This window comes from Dactylosporangium sp. NPDC000521 (genome assembly GCF_042898305.1).
Classification (GTDB): domain Bacteria; phylum Actinomycetota; class Actinomycetes; order Mycobacteriales; family Micromonosporaceae; genus Dactylosporangium.
Genome location: NZ_JBIAYW010000003.1, coordinates 446,230 through 462,074 on the forward strand (window position 1 = coordinate 446,230; position 15,845 = coordinate 462,074).

A 15,845-nucleotide genomic window follows, 5' to 3' on the forward strand; every position below is an offset into this window, starting at 1 on the left:
GTCGTGTGGGCGGGTTTGGGTCAGGTCGGCGCCGGAGCGTAGCGGAGGTGGCGGCGTGACCGGCCAGCGAAGCGGCTCGGGCCGGTCATCGTGTGGCAGGTTCGGGGCAGGCCGACGCCGGAGCGCAGCGGAGGTGGCGGCATGACCGCCGTGCTGGACCGGCCCGAGGTGAGAACAGCCAAGCTCACCCATCGGGTGTTCCTGGTCCGGGAGCTCGGCATCCTCGTCGCGCTGGCGCTGCTCATCGGCGGCACCGCGATCAGCAACCCGCGGTTCCTGGCCGCGCAGAGCGTCAAGGACCTGCTGCTCGGCTCGACGATCCTGGCGATCCTCGCGACCGGCCAGGCGATCGTGGTCATCACCCGCAACGTCGACCTGTCCGTCGGCTCGGTGCTCGGCCTGTCGGCGTTCGCGACCGGCACCCTGTTCCTCGGCCATCCCGGGCTGCCGATCCCGGTGGTGCTCCTGGCCGGCACGGCGCTCGGGGCGGTGTGCGGTGCGGTCAACGGTGCCCTCATCGCCGCCGCCCGGGTGCCGGCGCTGGTCGTCACGCTCGGCACGCTGTACGTCTTCCGCGGCATCGACTACCGGTGGGCGACCGGCAAGCAGATCAACGCCGCCGACATCCCGCACGGGTTCCTGCGCATGGGCACCGCCACCGTCCTGGGCGTGCCGGTGCTGACCCTGTTCGCGGTCGTCGTCGTCATCTGTGCCGGGTTCTACCTGCGCTCCTATCGCAGCGGGCGGGAGTTGTACGCGATCGGCTCCGACCCGGCCGCGGCGCGGCTCTCGGGCATCCGGGTGGGCCGGCGGGTGTTCGCCGCGTTCACGGCCAGCGGTGCCCTCGCCGGGCTCGCCGGGGTGCTGTACGTCGCCCGGTTCGGCACCCTCGACGCCAACGCGGGCCTCGGCCTGGAGCTCAACGTCGTCGCCGCGGTCGTCGTCGGTGGGGTCGCCATCTTCGGCGGCAGCGGCTCGGTCTACGGCGCGGCGCTCGGTGCCGTGCTGCTCACCACGATCGCCAGCGCCCTGCCGGTGCTCGGCATCAACCCGTTCTGGCAGCGGGCCGCGATCGGCGCGCTCATCCTCGCGGCGATCGGCCTGGACCGGGTCCTGTCGCTGCGCGTCGCACGCAGCCTGCAGGGAGGCCCGGGCAAATGATCGAGCTCAGCACCACGGCGAAGGCCGCGCCGCCCGTGGCGAGGAGACGCGTGACGGGCTCCTGGGACGCCGTCGTCCTGCTCGCGCTCGTCCTGGTCGCCGTCGTCGGCGCCGCGACCATCGACGGCGTCGCCAGCCCGCGGTTCTGGCGGTTCGTGACCCTGGAGGTCGTGCCGATCGCGATCATCGCGCTGCCGATGACCCTGGTCGTCATCACCGGCGAGATCGACCTGTCCGTCGCCAGCACGCTCGGCCTCACCTGCGCCGTCATGGGCGACCTGTGGGCGCACGGGGTCACGTCGCTGCCGCTGCTGATCGCGCTGTGCCTGCTGCTCGGCGCGGTCCTCGGCGCCGTCAACGGACTGTTCGTCACGGTGTTCGGGCTGCCGTCCCTGGCGGTCACGATCGGCACCCTCGCGCTGTACCGGGGGCTCGCGTACGTCGTCCTCGGCGACAAGGCCGTCGCCGACTACCCGGTCGCCTGGACCGACGCCGCGATCGACCCCATCCCCGGCCTCACGATCCCGTGGGTGATCATCGTCGTCGCGGTCCTCGCGGTGCTGTTCGGGGTGCTGCTGCACGCCACCCCGGTCGGTCGCGGCCTGTACGCGATGGGCAACAACACCGAGGCGGCCCGCTTCGCCGGGATCGCGGTCGCCCGCACCAAGTTCTGGCTCTTCGTCGCCACCGGCACGATGGCGTCGCTCGCCGGGGTCTTCTGGACGTTCCGGTTCGCCAGCGCCCGCGCCGACAACGGCAACGGCCTGGAGCTCGCGGTCGTCGCGGCGGTCCTGCTCGGCGGCGTCTCCATCTTCGGCGGCCGCGGCGGCATGATCGGCGTCATCGGCGCGGTCCTGCTGCTCAGCACCCTCCGCAACGCCCTGCAACTGGCGAACGTGCCGGCGAACACCCTCACCATCATCACCGGCTCGCTGCTCATCGCCTCGGTCGTCGGGCCGAACGTCATCGGCATGGCGCGCGAGCGCCTGCGCCGGCGGCAGCCCGCCAGATCCAGCACCACGTAAGCGACACCCCCACACCCCCCGTTTCCGCGCGACCCCCGCTGAAAGGATTCAATCCCATGAGAGCTGGCAAGCTCATCGCGGTCGCGGTAGCCGCCGCGCTCGCGTTCAGCGCCACCGCCTGCGCCGAGGACTCCGACACCGGCAGCGGCACCGGCGACAACGGCACCGCCACGTCCGACACCATCAAGAGCGGCCTGAAGGTCGCGTTCCTGCCGAAGCAGGTCAACAACCCGTACTTCGACACCTCCGACAACAAGGGCGGCAAGGTCGCCGTCGAGGAGTTCAAGGGTTCCTACAGCGAGACCGGCCCGTCCGAGGCCAGCCCGTCGGCGCAGGTCAGCTACATCAACACCCTGTCGCAGCAGGGCACCAACGTGATCGCGGTGTCCGCCAACGACAAGGACGCCATCTGCGGCGCCCTCAACGAGGCCCGCAAGGCCGGCGCGAAGGTCGTCACGTACGACTCCGACACCAAGCCCGAGTGCCGCGACCTCTTCATCAACCAGGCGACCTCCGAGGGCATCGCGAAGGTCCAGATCAAGCTCATCTCCGAGGCGATCGGCGCCGACGGCGGCGAGATCGCGATCCTGTCGGCGACGGCCAACGCCACGAACCAGAACGCCTGGATCGAGATGATGAAGACCGAGCTGGCGAAGCCGGAGTACAGCAAGCTCAAGCTCGTCGACACCGTCTACGGCGACGACGACGACCAGAAGTCCTTCCAGGAGGCGCAGGGCCTGCTCGCCAAGCACCCCAACCTGAAGGGCATCATCTCGCCGACCACGGTCGGCATCGCCGCCGCCGGCCGGTACCTGTCCGGCTCCACGTACAAGGGCAAGGTCCAGCTCACGGGCCTCGGCACCCCGAACCAGATGAAGGCCTACGTCAAGGACGGCACCGTCAAGGCGTTCGCGCTGTGGAACCCGGCCGACCTCGGCTACCTGGCCGCCTACGCGGGAGCCTCGCTCGCCTCCGGCGTCATCAAGGGCAAGGAAGGCGACAAGTTCAAGGCCGGCAAGCTCGGCGAGTTCACCGTCGGCAAGGACGGGACCGTCCTCCTCGGCGACCCGTACACCTTCAAGGCCGACAACATCGACCAGTTCAACTTCTGAGGGGGCATCGGCGTGCGCCGGGTTTGCTTCACACTGCAGGTCCGCCCTGACCGGCTGGATGAGTACCGGCGCCGCCACGCCCACGTCTGGCCCGAGATGCTCGCCGCGCTGCGGGACGCAGGCTGGCATGACTACTCGCTCTTCCTCCGCGACGACGGCCTGCTCGTCGGCTACCTCCTCACCGAGGACTTCGCCGCCGCGCAGGCCGCCATGGCCGCCACCGACGTCGACCGGCGCTGGCAGGCGGAGATGGCGGAGTTCTTCATCAACGGTCGGCACTTCGTCGTCCTCGACGAGGTGTTCAACCTCGACCACCAGCTTGGAGCGTTGCGATGACAGAGCTCGCCCCGGAGACGCGCACGCGTGTCGCGGCCCAGCTGCGCGGCCAGCGGATCGAGACGGCGTCCTGGGCATACGGCAACTCGGGCACCCGGTTCAAGGTGTTCCCGCAGGAGGGCGTGCCCCGGGACCCGTATGAGAAGCTCGCCGACGCGGCGACCGTGCACCGGTTCACCGGTGTGGCGCCGACCGTGGCCCTGCACATCCCGTGGGACCTCGTCGACGACTACACCGACCTCGCCCGGCACGCCCGGGACCTCGGCGTCGCGCTCGGCACCATCAACGCCAACGTGTTCCAGGACAACGACTTCAAGCTCGGCAGCGTCACCAACCCGGACCCCGGCATCCGCCGCAAGGCGATCGGGCACCTCCTGGAGTGCGTCGACGTGATGGACCGCACCGGCTCGCGGGACCTGAAACTGTGGTTCTCCGACGGCACCAACTACCCCGGCCAGGACGACGTGCGGATCCGGCAGGACCGCCTCGCCGAGGCGCTGCGGGAGACGTACGACCGGCTCGGCCCCGACCAGCGGATGCTGCTGGAGTACAAGCTGTTCGAGCCGGCCTTCTACATGACGGACGTCCCCGACTGGGGCACCGCCTACGCGCACTGCCTCACGCTGGGGGAGCGGGCGCAGGTCGTCATCGACACCGGGCACCACGCGCCCGGCACCAACATCGAGTTCATCGTCGCGGTCCTGCTGCGGGCCGGGAAGCTCGGCGGCTTCGACTTCAACTCCCGCTTCTACGCCGACGACGACCTGATGGTCGGCGCCGCCGACCCGTTCCAGCTGTTCCGGATCCTGCACGAGATCGTGCTCGACGACGCGCTGACGGGGAAGGGGATCGCGTTCATGCTGGACCAGTGCCACAACCTGGAGCCGAAGATCCAGGCGGTGATCCGGTCGGTGCTCAACGTGCAGGAGGCGACCGCGAAGGCGCTGCTCGTCGACCATGCCGCCCTGCGCGCGGCGCAGCTCGAAGGAGACGTGCTGGGCGCCAACGAGATCCTCATGGACGCGTACAACACCGACGTGCGGCCGTTGCTGCGGTCGGTACGGGAGGACATGGGCCTCGATCCGGACCCGATCGGCGCGTACAAGCGGTCCGGTTACCTGGAGAAGGTCCGCGCCGAGCGGGTCGGCGGGACGCAGGCGGGGTGGGGCGCGTGAAGGACCTCATCGCCCGTTCCCGCCGCCTGGGTGCCGATCCCCGCAACACCAACTACGCCGGCGGCAACACCTCGGCCGTCGGCCTCGCCGCGGACCCCGTCACCGGCGGCGACGTGGAGGTGCTGTGGGTCAAGGGATCCGGCGGCGACCTCGGCACGCTCACCGAGGCGGGCCTCGCGGTGCTGCGGCTGGACCGCCTGCGCGCGCTCGCCGGCGTGTACCCGGGGGTGGAGCGCGAGGACGAGATGGTCGCCGCGTTCGACTACTGCCTGCACGGCCGCGGCGGCGCCGCACCGTCGATCGACACCGCCATGCACGGCCTGGTGGAGGCCGCGCACGTCGACCACCTGCACCCGGACGCGGGCATCGCCCTCGCCACCGCCGCCGACGGGCCGGCGCTGACGAAGGAGTGCTTCGGCGACCGGGTGCTGTGGGTGCCGTGGCAGCGGCCCGGCTTCCAGCTCGGCCTCGACATCGCGGCGGTCCAGCGGGCCAACCCCCAGGCGATCGGCGTCATCCTCGGCGGGCACGGGATCACGGCGTGGGGCGCCACATCGGACGAGTGCGAAGCGCACTCCCTGGAGATCATCCGGACCGCGACCGAGTTCCTCGCCGCGCGGGGGCGGCCCGAGCCGTTCGGGCCGGTCGTACACCCGCCGCTGCCGCTGGAGGAGCGCCGGTCGCGGGCCGCGGCGCTGATGCCGGTCCTGCGCGGGCTGGCGTCCAGCGACCGGCCGCAGGTGGGGCACTTCACCGACACCGACGTCGTGCTCGACTTCGTGGCGCGCGCCTCGCTGGAGGAGCTGGCCGCGCGCGGGACCTCGTGCCCGGACCACTTCCTGCGGACGAAGGTCCGGCCGCTCGTGCTGACGTCTTCCTCCTCCGTGGAGGAGCAGTTCGCCGCGTACCGCTCGGAGTACGCCGCCTACTACGCGCGGCACGCCACACCCGACTCGCCGGCGATGCGCGGCGCCGACCCGGCGATCGTGCTGGTGCCGGGCGTCGGGATGTTCTCCTTCGGCGCCGACAAGCAGACCGCCCGCGTCGCCGGGGAGTTCTACGTCAACGCGATCAACGTGATGCGCGGCGCCGAGTCGGTGTCGCGGTACGAGCCGATCCCCGAGTCGGAGAAGTTCCGGATCGAGTACTGGGCCCTGGAGGAGGCGAAGCTGGCCCGCCGCCCCAGACCCAAGGCGCTGGCGTCGCGGGTCGCTTTCGTGACGGGCGCCGGCTCCGGCATCGGGCGGGCCATCGCGCTGCGGCTGGCCTCGGAGGGCGCCTGCGTGGTCGTCGCCGACCGCTCCGCCGCCTCTGCCGCCGACGTCGCCGCGGAGATCGGCTCCTCGGACGTGGCGGTGGCCGTCACCGTCGACGTGACGTCCGAAGCGGCGATCAAGGCGGCGTTCGCCGAGGCCGTCCTCGCGTTCGGGGGCGTCGACCTCGTCGTCAACAACGCCGGCCTGTCCATCTCCAAGCCGCTGCTGGAGACCACCGTGGACGACTGGGACCTGCAGCACGACGTGATGGCCCGCGGGTCGTTCCTCGTCGCCCGCGAGGCCGCCCGCGTCATGGTCGACCAGGGCATCGGCGGCGACATCGTCTACATCGCCTCGAAGAACGCCGTCTTCGCCGGGCCCAACAACGTCGCGTACGGCGCGACCAAGGCCGACCAGGCGCACCAGGTGCGGCTCCTCGCCGCCGAGCTCGGCGAGCACGGGATCCGGGTCAACGGCGTCAACCCCGACGGCGTCGTCCGCGGCTCCGGCATCTTCGCCTCCGGCTGGGGCGCGCAACGCGCCGCCGTCTACGGCGTGCCGGAGTCCGAGCTCGGCGCCTTCTACGCCCAGCGCACCATCCTGAAACGGGAGGTCCTGCCGTCGCACGTGGCGAACGCCGTCTTCGCCCTCGTCGGCGGCGAGCTGTCGCACACCACCGGCCTGCACGTCCCGGTCGACGCGGGCGTGGCCGCGGCGTTCCTGCGATGAACCGCTTCGCGGCCGTCGACCTCGGCGCCTCGTCCGGCCGGGTGATCGTGGGAACCGTCGGGTCGGGCACCGTCCGGCTCACCGAGGTCGCCCGCTTCGCCAACACCCCGGTGCAGGTCCAGGGCACCCTGCACTGGGACGTTCTCGGCCTGTACCAGAGGATCCTCGACGGACTGCGCGACGCCGGCCCGGTGCGGTCCGTCGGCGTCGACTCGTGGGCCGTCGACTACGGGCTGCTCGACGGCGACGGCCGGCTCCTCGGCAACCCCGTCCACTACCGCGACGCCCGCACCGACACGGTCGTCCCGCCGATCCCGGCCGCTGCGATGTACGCGGCGACCGGGATCGCCAACCAGCCGTTCAACACCGCGTTCCAGCTGCTCGCGGCCGCCGGCACCGCACAGCTCGACGCGGCGCGCACGCTGCTGCTGATCCCGGATCTCATCACGTACTGGCTCAGCGGCACCATCGGCGCGGAACGCACCAACGCGTCGACCACCGGCCTGCTCACCGCCGGCGGCGGGTCCTGGGACCTGGCACTGGTGGCGCGGCTGGGCATCCGGGCGTCGCTGCTGCCACCGCTGCGCGACCCCGGCACCGTCGCGGGCCCGCTGGTGGGTGCCGCTGAAACCCTGGTGACGACGGTCGCCTCCCACGACACCGCCTCCGCCGTGGTGGGCGTCCCCGCGCGGACCGACCGGTTCGCGTACATCTCCTGCGGCACCTGGTCCCTCGTCGGCGTCGAGCTGCCGTCGCCCGTGCTGACGACGGACAGCTTCGAGGCCGGCTTCACCAACGAGACCGGCGTCGACGGCACCGTGCGCTACCTGCGCAACGTCATGGGCCTGTGGCTCCTGCAGGAGTGCATGCGCACGTGGGGGCCTGCGCTTTCGTTGCCCGACCTGCTCTCGGGTGCGGCCGCGGCCCCCGCCCGGCGCAGCGTCGTGGACGCCACCGACCCGCGGTTCCTCGCCCCGGGCGACATGCCGGCCCGCATCACCGCCGCGCTGCAGGAGACCGGCCAGCCGGTGCCCGCCGACCCGTACGCGATGACCCGCTGCATCCTAGACAGCCTGGCCCTCGCGTACCGCCGGGCGATCGACGACGCCCGGCGCCTCACCGGCCGCCCCGTCGACGTCATCCACCTCGTGGGCGGCGGCGCGCAGAACGCCCTGCTGTGCCAGCTCACCGCCGACGCCTGCGAGCTGCCCGTCGAGGCCGGCCCGGTCGAGGCCGGCGCCCTCGGCAACATCCTCGTCCAGGCCCGGGCCCTGGACCTGATCCCCGCCGACCTGCCGTCGATGCGCGCCCTGCTGCGTTCGTCCCGCCGGTACGAGCCCTGCGCCGTTCAGGCCGTGGGGTAGGCGGCTTGGAGTCTCAGGCGTTCGTCGGCGGTGTCGGCGATCCGGGTCAGCTCGTCGTCGAGCGCCATGAACGCCTCCCACGGCTCGCCCGGCAGGAGACCGGCGACGCGGCGTTCGAGGTCGTCGACCCGTTTGCCCTTCCACACCTTGTCGGCGAGCGTGACCAGCAGCTCCTCCGGGGTCGCGTCGGGCCGGTCCCACCGCGCGTGGTTGGCCGCGAACCTGGCGAGGTCGCCGTATTCCCGCAGCATCCGCGCGCCGGCGGCCTCGTGCGCGCTGCCGGGGCCCGCCAGCTCCTCCGGGTGCAGGGTCTTGCCGATGTCGTGGGTGGCCGCCCCGAACAGCACCGCCTCCCGGTCCACGACGAGGCCGGGTGCCTGTGCCGCCAGCCAGTCGAGGAGCTGCGCCGCGACGTCATGCACCAGCCGCAGGTGCGCCACGAGCCGCGGCGGCGCGCCGACGCGCCGCAGGAGCGCCGCCACCTCGGCCGGCAGCGGGCGCAGGTCGTCGAGCTCGGTCATCACGCGACGTAGCCCGCGGTGCGGATCAGGTCGGGCTCCACCGCGAACCGCCCCCGGAACACCTCCGGCGCCCCCGGCTCCTGGTCGAGCTTCTCCGGCAGGATCACCGCCTCGAACGTCCCGTTCACCGGGTCGATGCGCAGCCTCGCGTCGTGGAAGTCGAGCCACGTCCCCATGATCGGCGACCACATCTTGTACACCGTCTCCTTTGCGCTGAAGTGCACCGCCGGCCACCACGGCTCGTCCGCCCGCTCCGTGCACCAGGCGATCTCCTCCGGCAGGCAGATCGCCGCGACGATGTTCGCCGGCAGCACCGTCCGGCGCTCCGCGTCGATCCCGACCGCCCGCAGCTCAGGCACCCGCCCGACGGCGACCGCGCAGTATCCCTTGGTGTGCGTGATGCTCCCGGTCGTCCCCGCCGGCCACACCGGCGCCCGGCTCGGCGCCGACAGCACCGGCGCCCCGTGCACCCCGACCTGGCTCAGCGCCCGCCGCGCACACACCCGCCCCGCCGTGTACTCCCGCCGCCGCCCCTCAACCGCCCGCGGCGACAACCCCGCTGCCTCGTCGGGCAGCAGCACGCCCGTCCAGTCGTCCTCCCCGGCCACCTCAACGACGACGATCTCAGGCAACAGGTCCCGCACGACCCGGAACTCTACCCGCCACCACCCCTCCCCGCCGCGCTCGTCTCGCCTCGGTAACGGTGACCGGACCCGGATCCCCGCGATCCGCGAGGTTCGATTCCCCGCGGTCCGGCACAGCCACGGCTCGGCACCCGCTCGCAGCGGGTCGCGGCGCGACTGAGGCACCCTGAACCGGACACAGTTGCCGGTGCCGCAGCGACAAGCTCGACCAGATCGGCGCGAGCCACGCCGTGCCGACCCTGACTGGCGGCCTGACCGGGGCGTCAGCGGGGGCAACCGCCGACCTGGAAGCCCGGATCCGTGTCCAGGCGCTGCGCCGCGCCGCCGCCATCCGTGCCCTCACCACCAACGAACAGCAACTCCGCGCCCTTCGTCCAACAAAAGCCTGGCGCGGCGGGCTCGACCTGGCGCTGGCCCGGTCACCGCCTGGTTCCACCACGGCCGCATCCACGGCGAAGCCGCGTTCGCCGGCACGTGACCGTGCTTCGCCGGGCCCGGACGGAGCATCCGGCACCGCACACGCAACGCCGGCCGGCATCGGGTCCCGGGGAGGGCTTTGTGGGTTCCGTCTTCAACCAACGCCGGTCACCACGGGGACCTCGGCGACGGCGCGGCAGTCGCAACCCTGTCGTCCGGGCGTCCGCTCGCCACAGCGTCCAGCCGGTCTGACAGCGCCCGCGAACCGCAGCGGGGTGGCAGGCGACGCTGGATGTGCGCCGCGGCGCTGGGCGGATCGGCTGGTCCCGGGCCGGCCAGCCAAAGGGGGGACCTGACCCGGTCGACCGAGGCAAGCGCGGTTCGAAGATCCATGCGGTCGGTGACCGCAAACGGGCTGCCGCCGCGCGCGGACATCTCCGGTGCCGACGACAACGACCGCGCAATCCTGGAAGACGTGCTCGACGGCCCCGCACAGCGGCCGGCGAAGCTGCACGGTGACAAGGGCTACGACCACGGGGCCTGCCGGCAGGTCGTTGCCCGCCGCCGGATCAAGGCCCGGATCGCCCGCGAGGGCATCGAATCCTGGCCGGTACCGCTTCGTCATCGAACCCTGGAATGGCTGTCGCGAACGCAAGGCCTCCCACGGCCGGCGTGCGCGGTCATCTGTTGCCCAGCGACAACCCCGAATCGGACGCGGTCCAAGGCGGCAAGCACCGGCAGGCCCTCAGGCGGCAGGAGTCCGGGCCGGCGGGGCTGACAGGCCGCCGAGGACGGCGCCGGCCAGGGCGGTCAGGACGACGACGCCCGACCAGAGCTCCTCCGTCCAGGCCACCCCCAGCGACAGCTGGACGCCGATCAGGTGCGTGGACCAGATCAGCGGCGGGACCAGGGCGCCGAGCGTGACCGGCACCAGGTCGGGGCGCTGGGCGGCGACCCACTGGACGGCGAGGTCGGCGAGGACGGCGCCGAGCAGAGGCCAGAGCTGGGCGGCGAGGTGCTCGAAGTCGTTGAACACGCCGTCGGGGATCGAGGCGGCCGCGACCACGACCGTGACCAGCCCTACGGGGGCGCGGCCGAGACGGGTCCAGGTGAACAGGCAGGCGGTGACGACGAGCACGGTGAAGGCGAGGTACTGCGCGAGCCCGAACGCCTGCCCGTTGCGGAAGCCCTCGAAGGCGGCCGGCGCGTCGGTGAACGGCGACAGGTAGTTGAGGAAGAAGGCCGCGACGCCGACCGCGCTCAGCAGGCTCAGTAAGACGGGCAGGTCGCCGGCGAGGGAGGGCGTCGCACGGCGGGCCGCGGCGGCGCGGACCGGGGTGGTGATCATGAGCGTGCCGGCGGTGAGGAGGAGCAGGTGCGGCGGGCTGAGGAGGGCCTCCAGGCTGGCCTCGACGCCGAGCAGGGTGTGCCAGGTCATGTCGACCACGCCGCCGACGGCGAAGAGGACGACGCCGAGCAGGCCGAGGCCGTAGCCCGCGGGGACCCAGTCGCGGACCGGGCCGGCCGGGCGGCCGCGCCACAGGCCGGACGGCACGATGGTGAGGGCGAGCACCGCATAGCCGCTGTAGAGCACGCCGTGCCACGGGGTGAAGAACGTCTCCAGCTCCGGGACGTGCGAGTGCGCCCAGCCGTCCAGGTACAGCCCGCCGGTGAGCCACAGCGTGGCGAGCGCCGCGGCGAGGTCGCGGCGCGAGGTGGACAGCGGCCGGTGCGAGACAGCCAGAACCATGGATCGATCCTGACGTATCGTGCGGGCCGGGGCGACCCCGTTCCTCCGAAATGCACGCAGAGCGACGTCGGCGGCACGCTCAGCTCAGCGAGGCGCCTTGCGCTCGCAGTACACGCTGAATCTGCGTCACAGGGATCTCCCTGGGCGGCTTGCCGGCCCGTGCCGCCAGGGCCGCGCACACGCCCGCTGCCTGGCCGGTCGCCATGGAGATCGGCATGATGCGGTAGGAGCTGTGCGCCACGTGGTCGCCGGAGATGCAGCGCCCCGCGACGAGCAGGCGGTCCACGTCACGGGGGAGCAGCGTGCGCAGCGGGATGTCGTAGGAGGTGCCCTGCGGGAGGCGGCGCAGGATGGTGCCGGGGCCGTTCGGGTTGTGGATGTCCACCGGGTACGCGCCGCGCGCCACCACGTCGGGGAACTTCCGCGCCTCGAGGACGTCCTGGCCGGTGAGCTGGTAGTCGCCCAGCACGCGGCGGGTCTCCCGCACGCCGATCTGTACACCGCTCTGGATGACGTAGGAGGACTCGAAGCCGGGCACCCTCGTGCGCAGGAACCGCGAGATGCTGTCGAGCTGGCGGTGCATGGCGAGCTCGGCCCGGGTGAGGTCCCACACGCTGATGCCGAGGCCGCCGAAGCGGGTCGAGTTCACCGACACCTCACCGGTGTGCGGCGTGGCGAAGAAGAGGATGTCCTCGCGCGGCAGGTCCAGCTCACCGGCGTCGCGCGCGGCCCGGATCAGGTCCCACAGGCCGTGCACGCCCTTCCATTGGTCTGGATGCTCCTGTACGTACGAGGCGAAGGCGTCGCGCCGCATCTCACCGATCCGGAACATCAGCGTCATCGGCTGGGTCAGGCCGTCCTCGGGGCGGCCGACCTCGAACGGCGCGCCCGCCGACGCGGCCAGGTCGCCGTCGCCGGTGCAGTCGATGACCACGTCGGCGTCGATGACGACCGGGCCGGACTTCGTCTCGAACACCACGCGCGACGAGTCCGGCAGCGTGATCAGGTCGGAGGCGAACGCGTGCAGCAGCAGCTTCACGCCCGAGCCGCCGAGCATGTCGTACGTGACGAGCTTGAACACCTCGGGGTCGAACGGCACCGTGTAGCCGGTGTCCTGGGTGGGCGTGATCGCCCCGCCGGCCCTGACCAGGCGGTCCAGCAGCATCCACAGCACGCCGGCGACGACCGGCTCGCCCTCGCCGTGGTCGGTCGGCAGCAGCCGGTTGTCCTCGCCGCCGACGGCCTGCTTCATCTCGTTGTGGAAGCTCATGAGCGGCATGACGAGCGCGGCGGTGGCGTTGCCGCCGAGGAACCCGTAACGCTCGACCAGCACGACGTCGGCGCCCGCGGCGGCCGCGCCCATCGCCGCGCCGAACCCGGCCGGGCCGCCACCGACGACGAGGACTTCGGTCTGCCCACCGTACTCCGCTGTCCTCGGCGGCAGGTGTACGCGATGCGCCTCCGCCGGCTTCTCCAGCGCGGTCATGCCACCCCTCCCATGTGCTGCGTCGCGGTCACGCCGCCACCTTCGTCCGGTCGAGCTGGGCGTCGAGGCGGCGGCCGGTCTCGGTGGCGCGCTGCTTGAGCGCCGCGACCCGCGACGCGGTCTCCTCCAGGCGCTGCGGCCGCTCGTCCCACAGCCGGTCGACCTGGGCGAGCAGCGGGCCGGCGGCCTCCCGGACCACCCCGCGGGGCACCGGCGCGCCGATGCGCTGCGCGAAGTCGAAGACCTTCCCCGCGTACGGCAGCGCCAGCAGCGGCACACCGGCGAGCGCGGCGAACATCAGGAAGTGCAGCCGCATGCCGACCGCCAGGTCCAGGTGCTTCATGAGGTCGAGGATCTGGCCCGGCCGGTACTCGCCGTGCAGCACCCGGCAGTGCTCCGCCGCCGTCATCCGGGCCAGCACCGCGTGGGCGTGCCGGATGTCGGAGCGCTCCATCGGCACGAACAGCAGCGACGCGTCGAGCCGGTGCACGATGAAGTCGCCGACGTGGGCGAGCAGCTGGTGATAGCCGTCGGCGTCGAGGTGCTGCGCGGCGCGGCCCGGCTCGCGGACGCTCATGCCGACGACCCGCCGCCCGGCCGGCAGCGAGTCCCGCAGCAGCTGGGCGTCGAACTCCTCCGGCGTCAGCAGCAGCGCCGGGTCGGCGGTCACGGACACGCGGCAGGTCACGCCGGCCTCCTCGAGCGCGACCTTCGACTCCTCGTCCCGCACGGTCACCTCGACGGCCTGCGCGAGCACGTCGCGGGCCATCGCACAGTCGATCTCCTCGGTCAGCGGGCCGGCGCCCAGCGCGTACGCGAAGACCGGCACCCGCTGCTCCTGCGCCGTGCGCACCACCCTGAGGTAGCGGCGGGCCTCCGTGTCGTACAGGATGCCGCCACCGCCGAGGATCAGCAGGTCGAGCCGCTGGAGCTCGGCCGCGGTCCGGTCCCGGCTCACGCCTTCCCACGGGGCGACCTCGACGTCCGGGTGTGCCGCCGCCGTGTGCCCCGGCTCACGCGAGAGCACCAGGATGTTGACGTCCGGGCGGCGGGCCCGTAAGTCGGCGAGGATGCTCGTGAGGATGGCCTCATCGCCGAGGTTGCAGCCACCGTACGAGCCGAGTACGCCCACTCTTGTCATGGCGCCTCGCTACCCAGGCATGGTTCTGTCATACCTGGCCCGTATGGTGGGTTTCGACCATTCGGGCAATCCGTGGAGCGAAGCACGTGATCCAGTTTCCGGCTGTGCGGCGGGGGCCGCTGCGGGCGATCAGCGCTCGGCTCGGCTTCGCGGTCCTCCTCGTCTCCGCGATCGTGGTGGTCATCTTCGTCGACCGCGACGGCTACCGGGACGTCAACGAGGACGGTCTCACCCTCCTCGACTGCTTCTATTACGCGGTCGTCACCCTCTCCACCACCGGCTACGGCGACATCACCCCGGTGTCGGATTCGGCCCGGCTCGCCAACATCCTGATCATCACCCCCGCTCGCGTGCTGTTCCTGATCATCCTGGTCGGCACCACCCTCGAAGTCCTGACCGAGCAGTACCGCACCAACCTCAGGTTGCAGCGGTGGAGGAAGCGCGTGAAGAACCACGTCATCGTCTGTGGCTACGGCACGAAGGGCCGCGCGGCCGTCGGCACCCTGGTGGAGAACGGTCTGGACAAGTCGCAGGTGGTCGTGGTCGAGACCAACCCTGCCGCCGTCCGGCAGGCCCAATCCGACGGCCTCGTGGTCGTCGAGGGCTCCGCGACCCGCTCCACGGTGCTCAAGGAGGCCCGCGTCGAGGAGGCCAAGGCGATCATCATCGCCACCGACAGCGACGACGCGTCGGTCCTCGTCACGCTCACCGTCCGCCAGCTGACCGCCGGCAAGGTCTCCATCATCGCCGCCGCCCGCGAGGCGGAGAACGCGCCGCTGCTCCGCCAGTCCGGCGCCCACCACGTCATCGTCTCCTCCGCCACCGCCGGCCGGCTGCTCGGCCTGTCGACGACCGCCCCGCCGCTCATCGAGGTCGTCGAGGACCTGCTCACTCCCGGCCAGGGCATGGCCCTCGCGATGCGCTCCGCCCGCCGCGACGAGGTCGGCTCCTCGCCGCGCGAGCTGACCGAGCTGGTCATCGCCCTGTTCCGCCGCGGCAAGGTCCTGTCCCTCGCCGACCCCGAAGGCACCACCATCCAGACCGGCGACATGGTCGTCTACGTCCGCGACGACCGCCCCCAGTCCGTCCCCGCGATGCCGTGACCCGTCCCGCCGCCAGCCGGCCCGCGTCGACCAGGCAGCCCGCCGCGCTCGCCCTGTTCGCGGCGCCGCCCGGATGGCGCGCCGTGGCGACGCCGGCGCTGTTCGGATGGTTCGTCGTTGCCGCGCTTGTACCGCTCGCGGCGCCGCTCGGACGGTTCGTCGTTGCCGCGCCGGTGCTGCTCGCCGTGTCGGTGCCGCTCGCCGCGCTGCTGGGACGGCTTGGGGTGGCGACGGTGGTGCCGTTCGCGGCGTTGTTCGGGTGGTTCGTGGTTGCCGGGCTCGTTTTGCTGGCGGCGCCACTCGGGCGGTTCGTCGTTGCCGCTCTTGTACCGCTCGCCGCGCTGTTCGGATGGCTTGGGGTGGCGACGGTGGTGCCGTTCGCGGCGTTGTTCGGGTGGTTCGTGGTTGCCGGGCTCGTTTTGCTGGCGGCGCCACTCGGGCGGTTCGTCGTTGCCGCTCTTGTACCGCTCGCCGCGCTGTTCGGATGGCTTGGGGTGGCGACGCCGGTGCCGCTCGCGGCGTTGCTCGGATGGTTCGTGGTTGCCGGGCTCGTTTTGCTGGCGGCGCCACTCGGGCGGTTCGTCGTTGCCGCTCTTGTACCGCTCGCCGCGCTGTTCGGATGGCT

At 72.2% G+C, this 15,845-nt stretch carries 14 protein-coding genes; 9 read left to right on the top strand and 5 right to left on the bottom strand.

What is annotated here, in order from left to right:
- The first annotated feature begins 141 nt into the window (after positions 1 to 141).
- From ACFY3L_RS12255 to ACFY3L_RS12285, 7 genes are read left to right on the top strand one after another with little or no spacing between them, the layout of a single operon-like run.
- Complete coding sequence (locus ACFY3L_RS12255; RefSeq protein ID WP_389321935.1) at positions 142 to 1,161, top strand: ABC transporter permease; 1,020 nt, start codon at positions 142 to 144, stop codon at positions 1,159 to 1,161.
- Positions 1,158 to 2,186: an ABC transporter permease gene (locus ACFY3L_RS12260; protein WP_389321937.1), complete on the top strand. Its 1,029-nt coding sequence runs from the start codon at positions 1,158 to 1,160 to the stop codon at positions 2,184 to 2,186. The genes ACFY3L_RS12255 and ACFY3L_RS12260 overlap by 4 nt, the downstream gene beginning before the upstream one ends.
- A 56-nt stretch (positions 2,187 to 2,242) precedes the next feature.
- On the top strand, positions 2,243 to 3,298 hold the full coding sequence (gene rhaS, locus ACFY3L_RS12265) for a rhamnose ABC transporter substrate-binding protein (protein ID WP_389321939.1): 1,056 nt from the start codon (positions 2,243 to 2,245) through the stop codon (positions 3,296 to 3,298).
- Positions 3,299 to 3,310: 12 nt separating this feature from the next.
- On the top strand, positions 3,311 to 3,634 hold the full coding sequence (locus tag ACFY3L_RS12270) for an L-rhamnose mutarotase (protein ID WP_389321941.1): 324 nt from the start codon (positions 3,311 to 3,313) through the stop codon (positions 3,632 to 3,634).
- Positions 3,631 to 4,809, top strand: a complete 1,179-nt coding sequence (gene rhaI, locus ACFY3L_RS12275; protein WP_389321943.1) for an L-rhamnose isomerase — start codon at positions 3,631 to 3,633, stop codon at positions 4,807 to 4,809. Before ACFY3L_RS12270 ends, rhaI begins: the two co-directional genes overlap by 4 nt.
- Positions 4,806 to 6,794, top strand: a complete 1,989-nt coding sequence (locus ACFY3L_RS12280; RefSeq protein WP_389321945.1) for a bifunctional aldolase/short-chain dehydrogenase — start codon at positions 4,806 to 4,808, stop codon at positions 6,792 to 6,794. The genes rhaI and ACFY3L_RS12280 overlap by 4 nt, the downstream gene beginning before the upstream one ends.
- A complete protein-coding gene (locus ACFY3L_RS12285; protein ID WP_389321947.1) occupies positions 6,791 to 8,158 on the top strand; it encodes a rhamnulokinase family protein in 1,368 nt (455 codons plus the stop codon). Before ACFY3L_RS12280 ends, ACFY3L_RS12285 begins: the two co-directional genes overlap by 4 nt.
- Here ACFY3L_RS12285 and ACFY3L_RS12290 read toward each other — a convergent pair.
- The 5 genes from ACFY3L_RS12290 to ACFY3L_RS12310 all read right to left on the bottom strand — a co-directional run bounded on the left by ACFY3L_RS12290 (position 8,143) and on the right by ACFY3L_RS12310 (position 14,117).
- A complete protein-coding gene (locus ACFY3L_RS12290) occupies positions 8,143 to 8,679 on the bottom strand; it encodes an HD domain-containing protein (protein ID WP_389321949.1) in 537 nt (178 codons plus the stop codon). The two genes, ACFY3L_RS12285 and ACFY3L_RS12290, sit on opposite strands and share 16 nt — an antisense overlap.
- Positions 8,679 to 9,323, bottom strand: coding sequence for a 4'-phosphopantetheinyl transferase (locus ACFY3L_RS12295; RefSeq protein ID WP_389321951.1), 645 nt, complete (start codon positions 9,321 to 9,323; stop codon positions 8,679 to 8,681). The genes ACFY3L_RS12290 and ACFY3L_RS12295 overlap by 1 nt, the downstream gene beginning before the upstream one ends.
- A gap of 1,162 nt (positions 9,324 to 10,485) precedes the next feature.
- Positions 10,486 to 11,490 carry a hypothetical protein gene (locus ACFY3L_RS12300; protein WP_389321953.1) on the bottom strand — a complete coding sequence of 335 codons (1,005 nt, stop codon included), beginning with the start codon at positions 11,488 to 11,490 and terminating at the stop codon, positions 10,486 to 10,488.
- Positions 11,491 to 11,569: 79 nt separating this feature from the next.
- Positions 11,570 to 12,976 carry an FAD-dependent oxidoreductase gene (locus tag ACFY3L_RS12305; RefSeq protein WP_389321955.1) on the bottom strand — a complete coding sequence of 469 codons (1,407 nt, stop codon included), beginning with the start codon at positions 12,974 to 12,976 and terminating at the stop codon, positions 11,570 to 11,572.
- A 28-nt stretch (positions 12,977 to 13,004) separates the two neighbouring features.
- The gene (locus ACFY3L_RS12310) at positions 13,005 to 14,117 is read right to left on the bottom strand and encodes a polysaccharide pyruvyl transferase family protein (protein WP_389321957.1); all 1,113 of its coding nucleotides are present in this window, start codon (positions 14,115 to 14,117) and stop codon (positions 13,005 to 13,007) included.
- An 86-nt stretch (positions 14,118 to 14,203) separates the two neighbouring features.
- Here ACFY3L_RS12310 and ACFY3L_RS12315 point away from each other — a divergent pair, with 86 nt between their 5' ends.
- Positions 14,204 to 15,220 (top strand): potassium channel family protein, encoded by a 1,017-nt coding sequence (locus ACFY3L_RS12315; RefSeq protein WP_389321959.1) that lies wholly within the window; start codon positions 14,204 to 14,206, stop codon positions 15,218 to 15,220.
- A partial coding sequence (locus ACFY3L_RS12320) for a hypothetical protein (RefSeq protein ID WP_389321960.1) occupies positions 15,217 to 15,845 on the top strand: 629 nt, incomplete at its 3' end. The genes ACFY3L_RS12315 and ACFY3L_RS12320, both read left to right, overlap by 4 nt.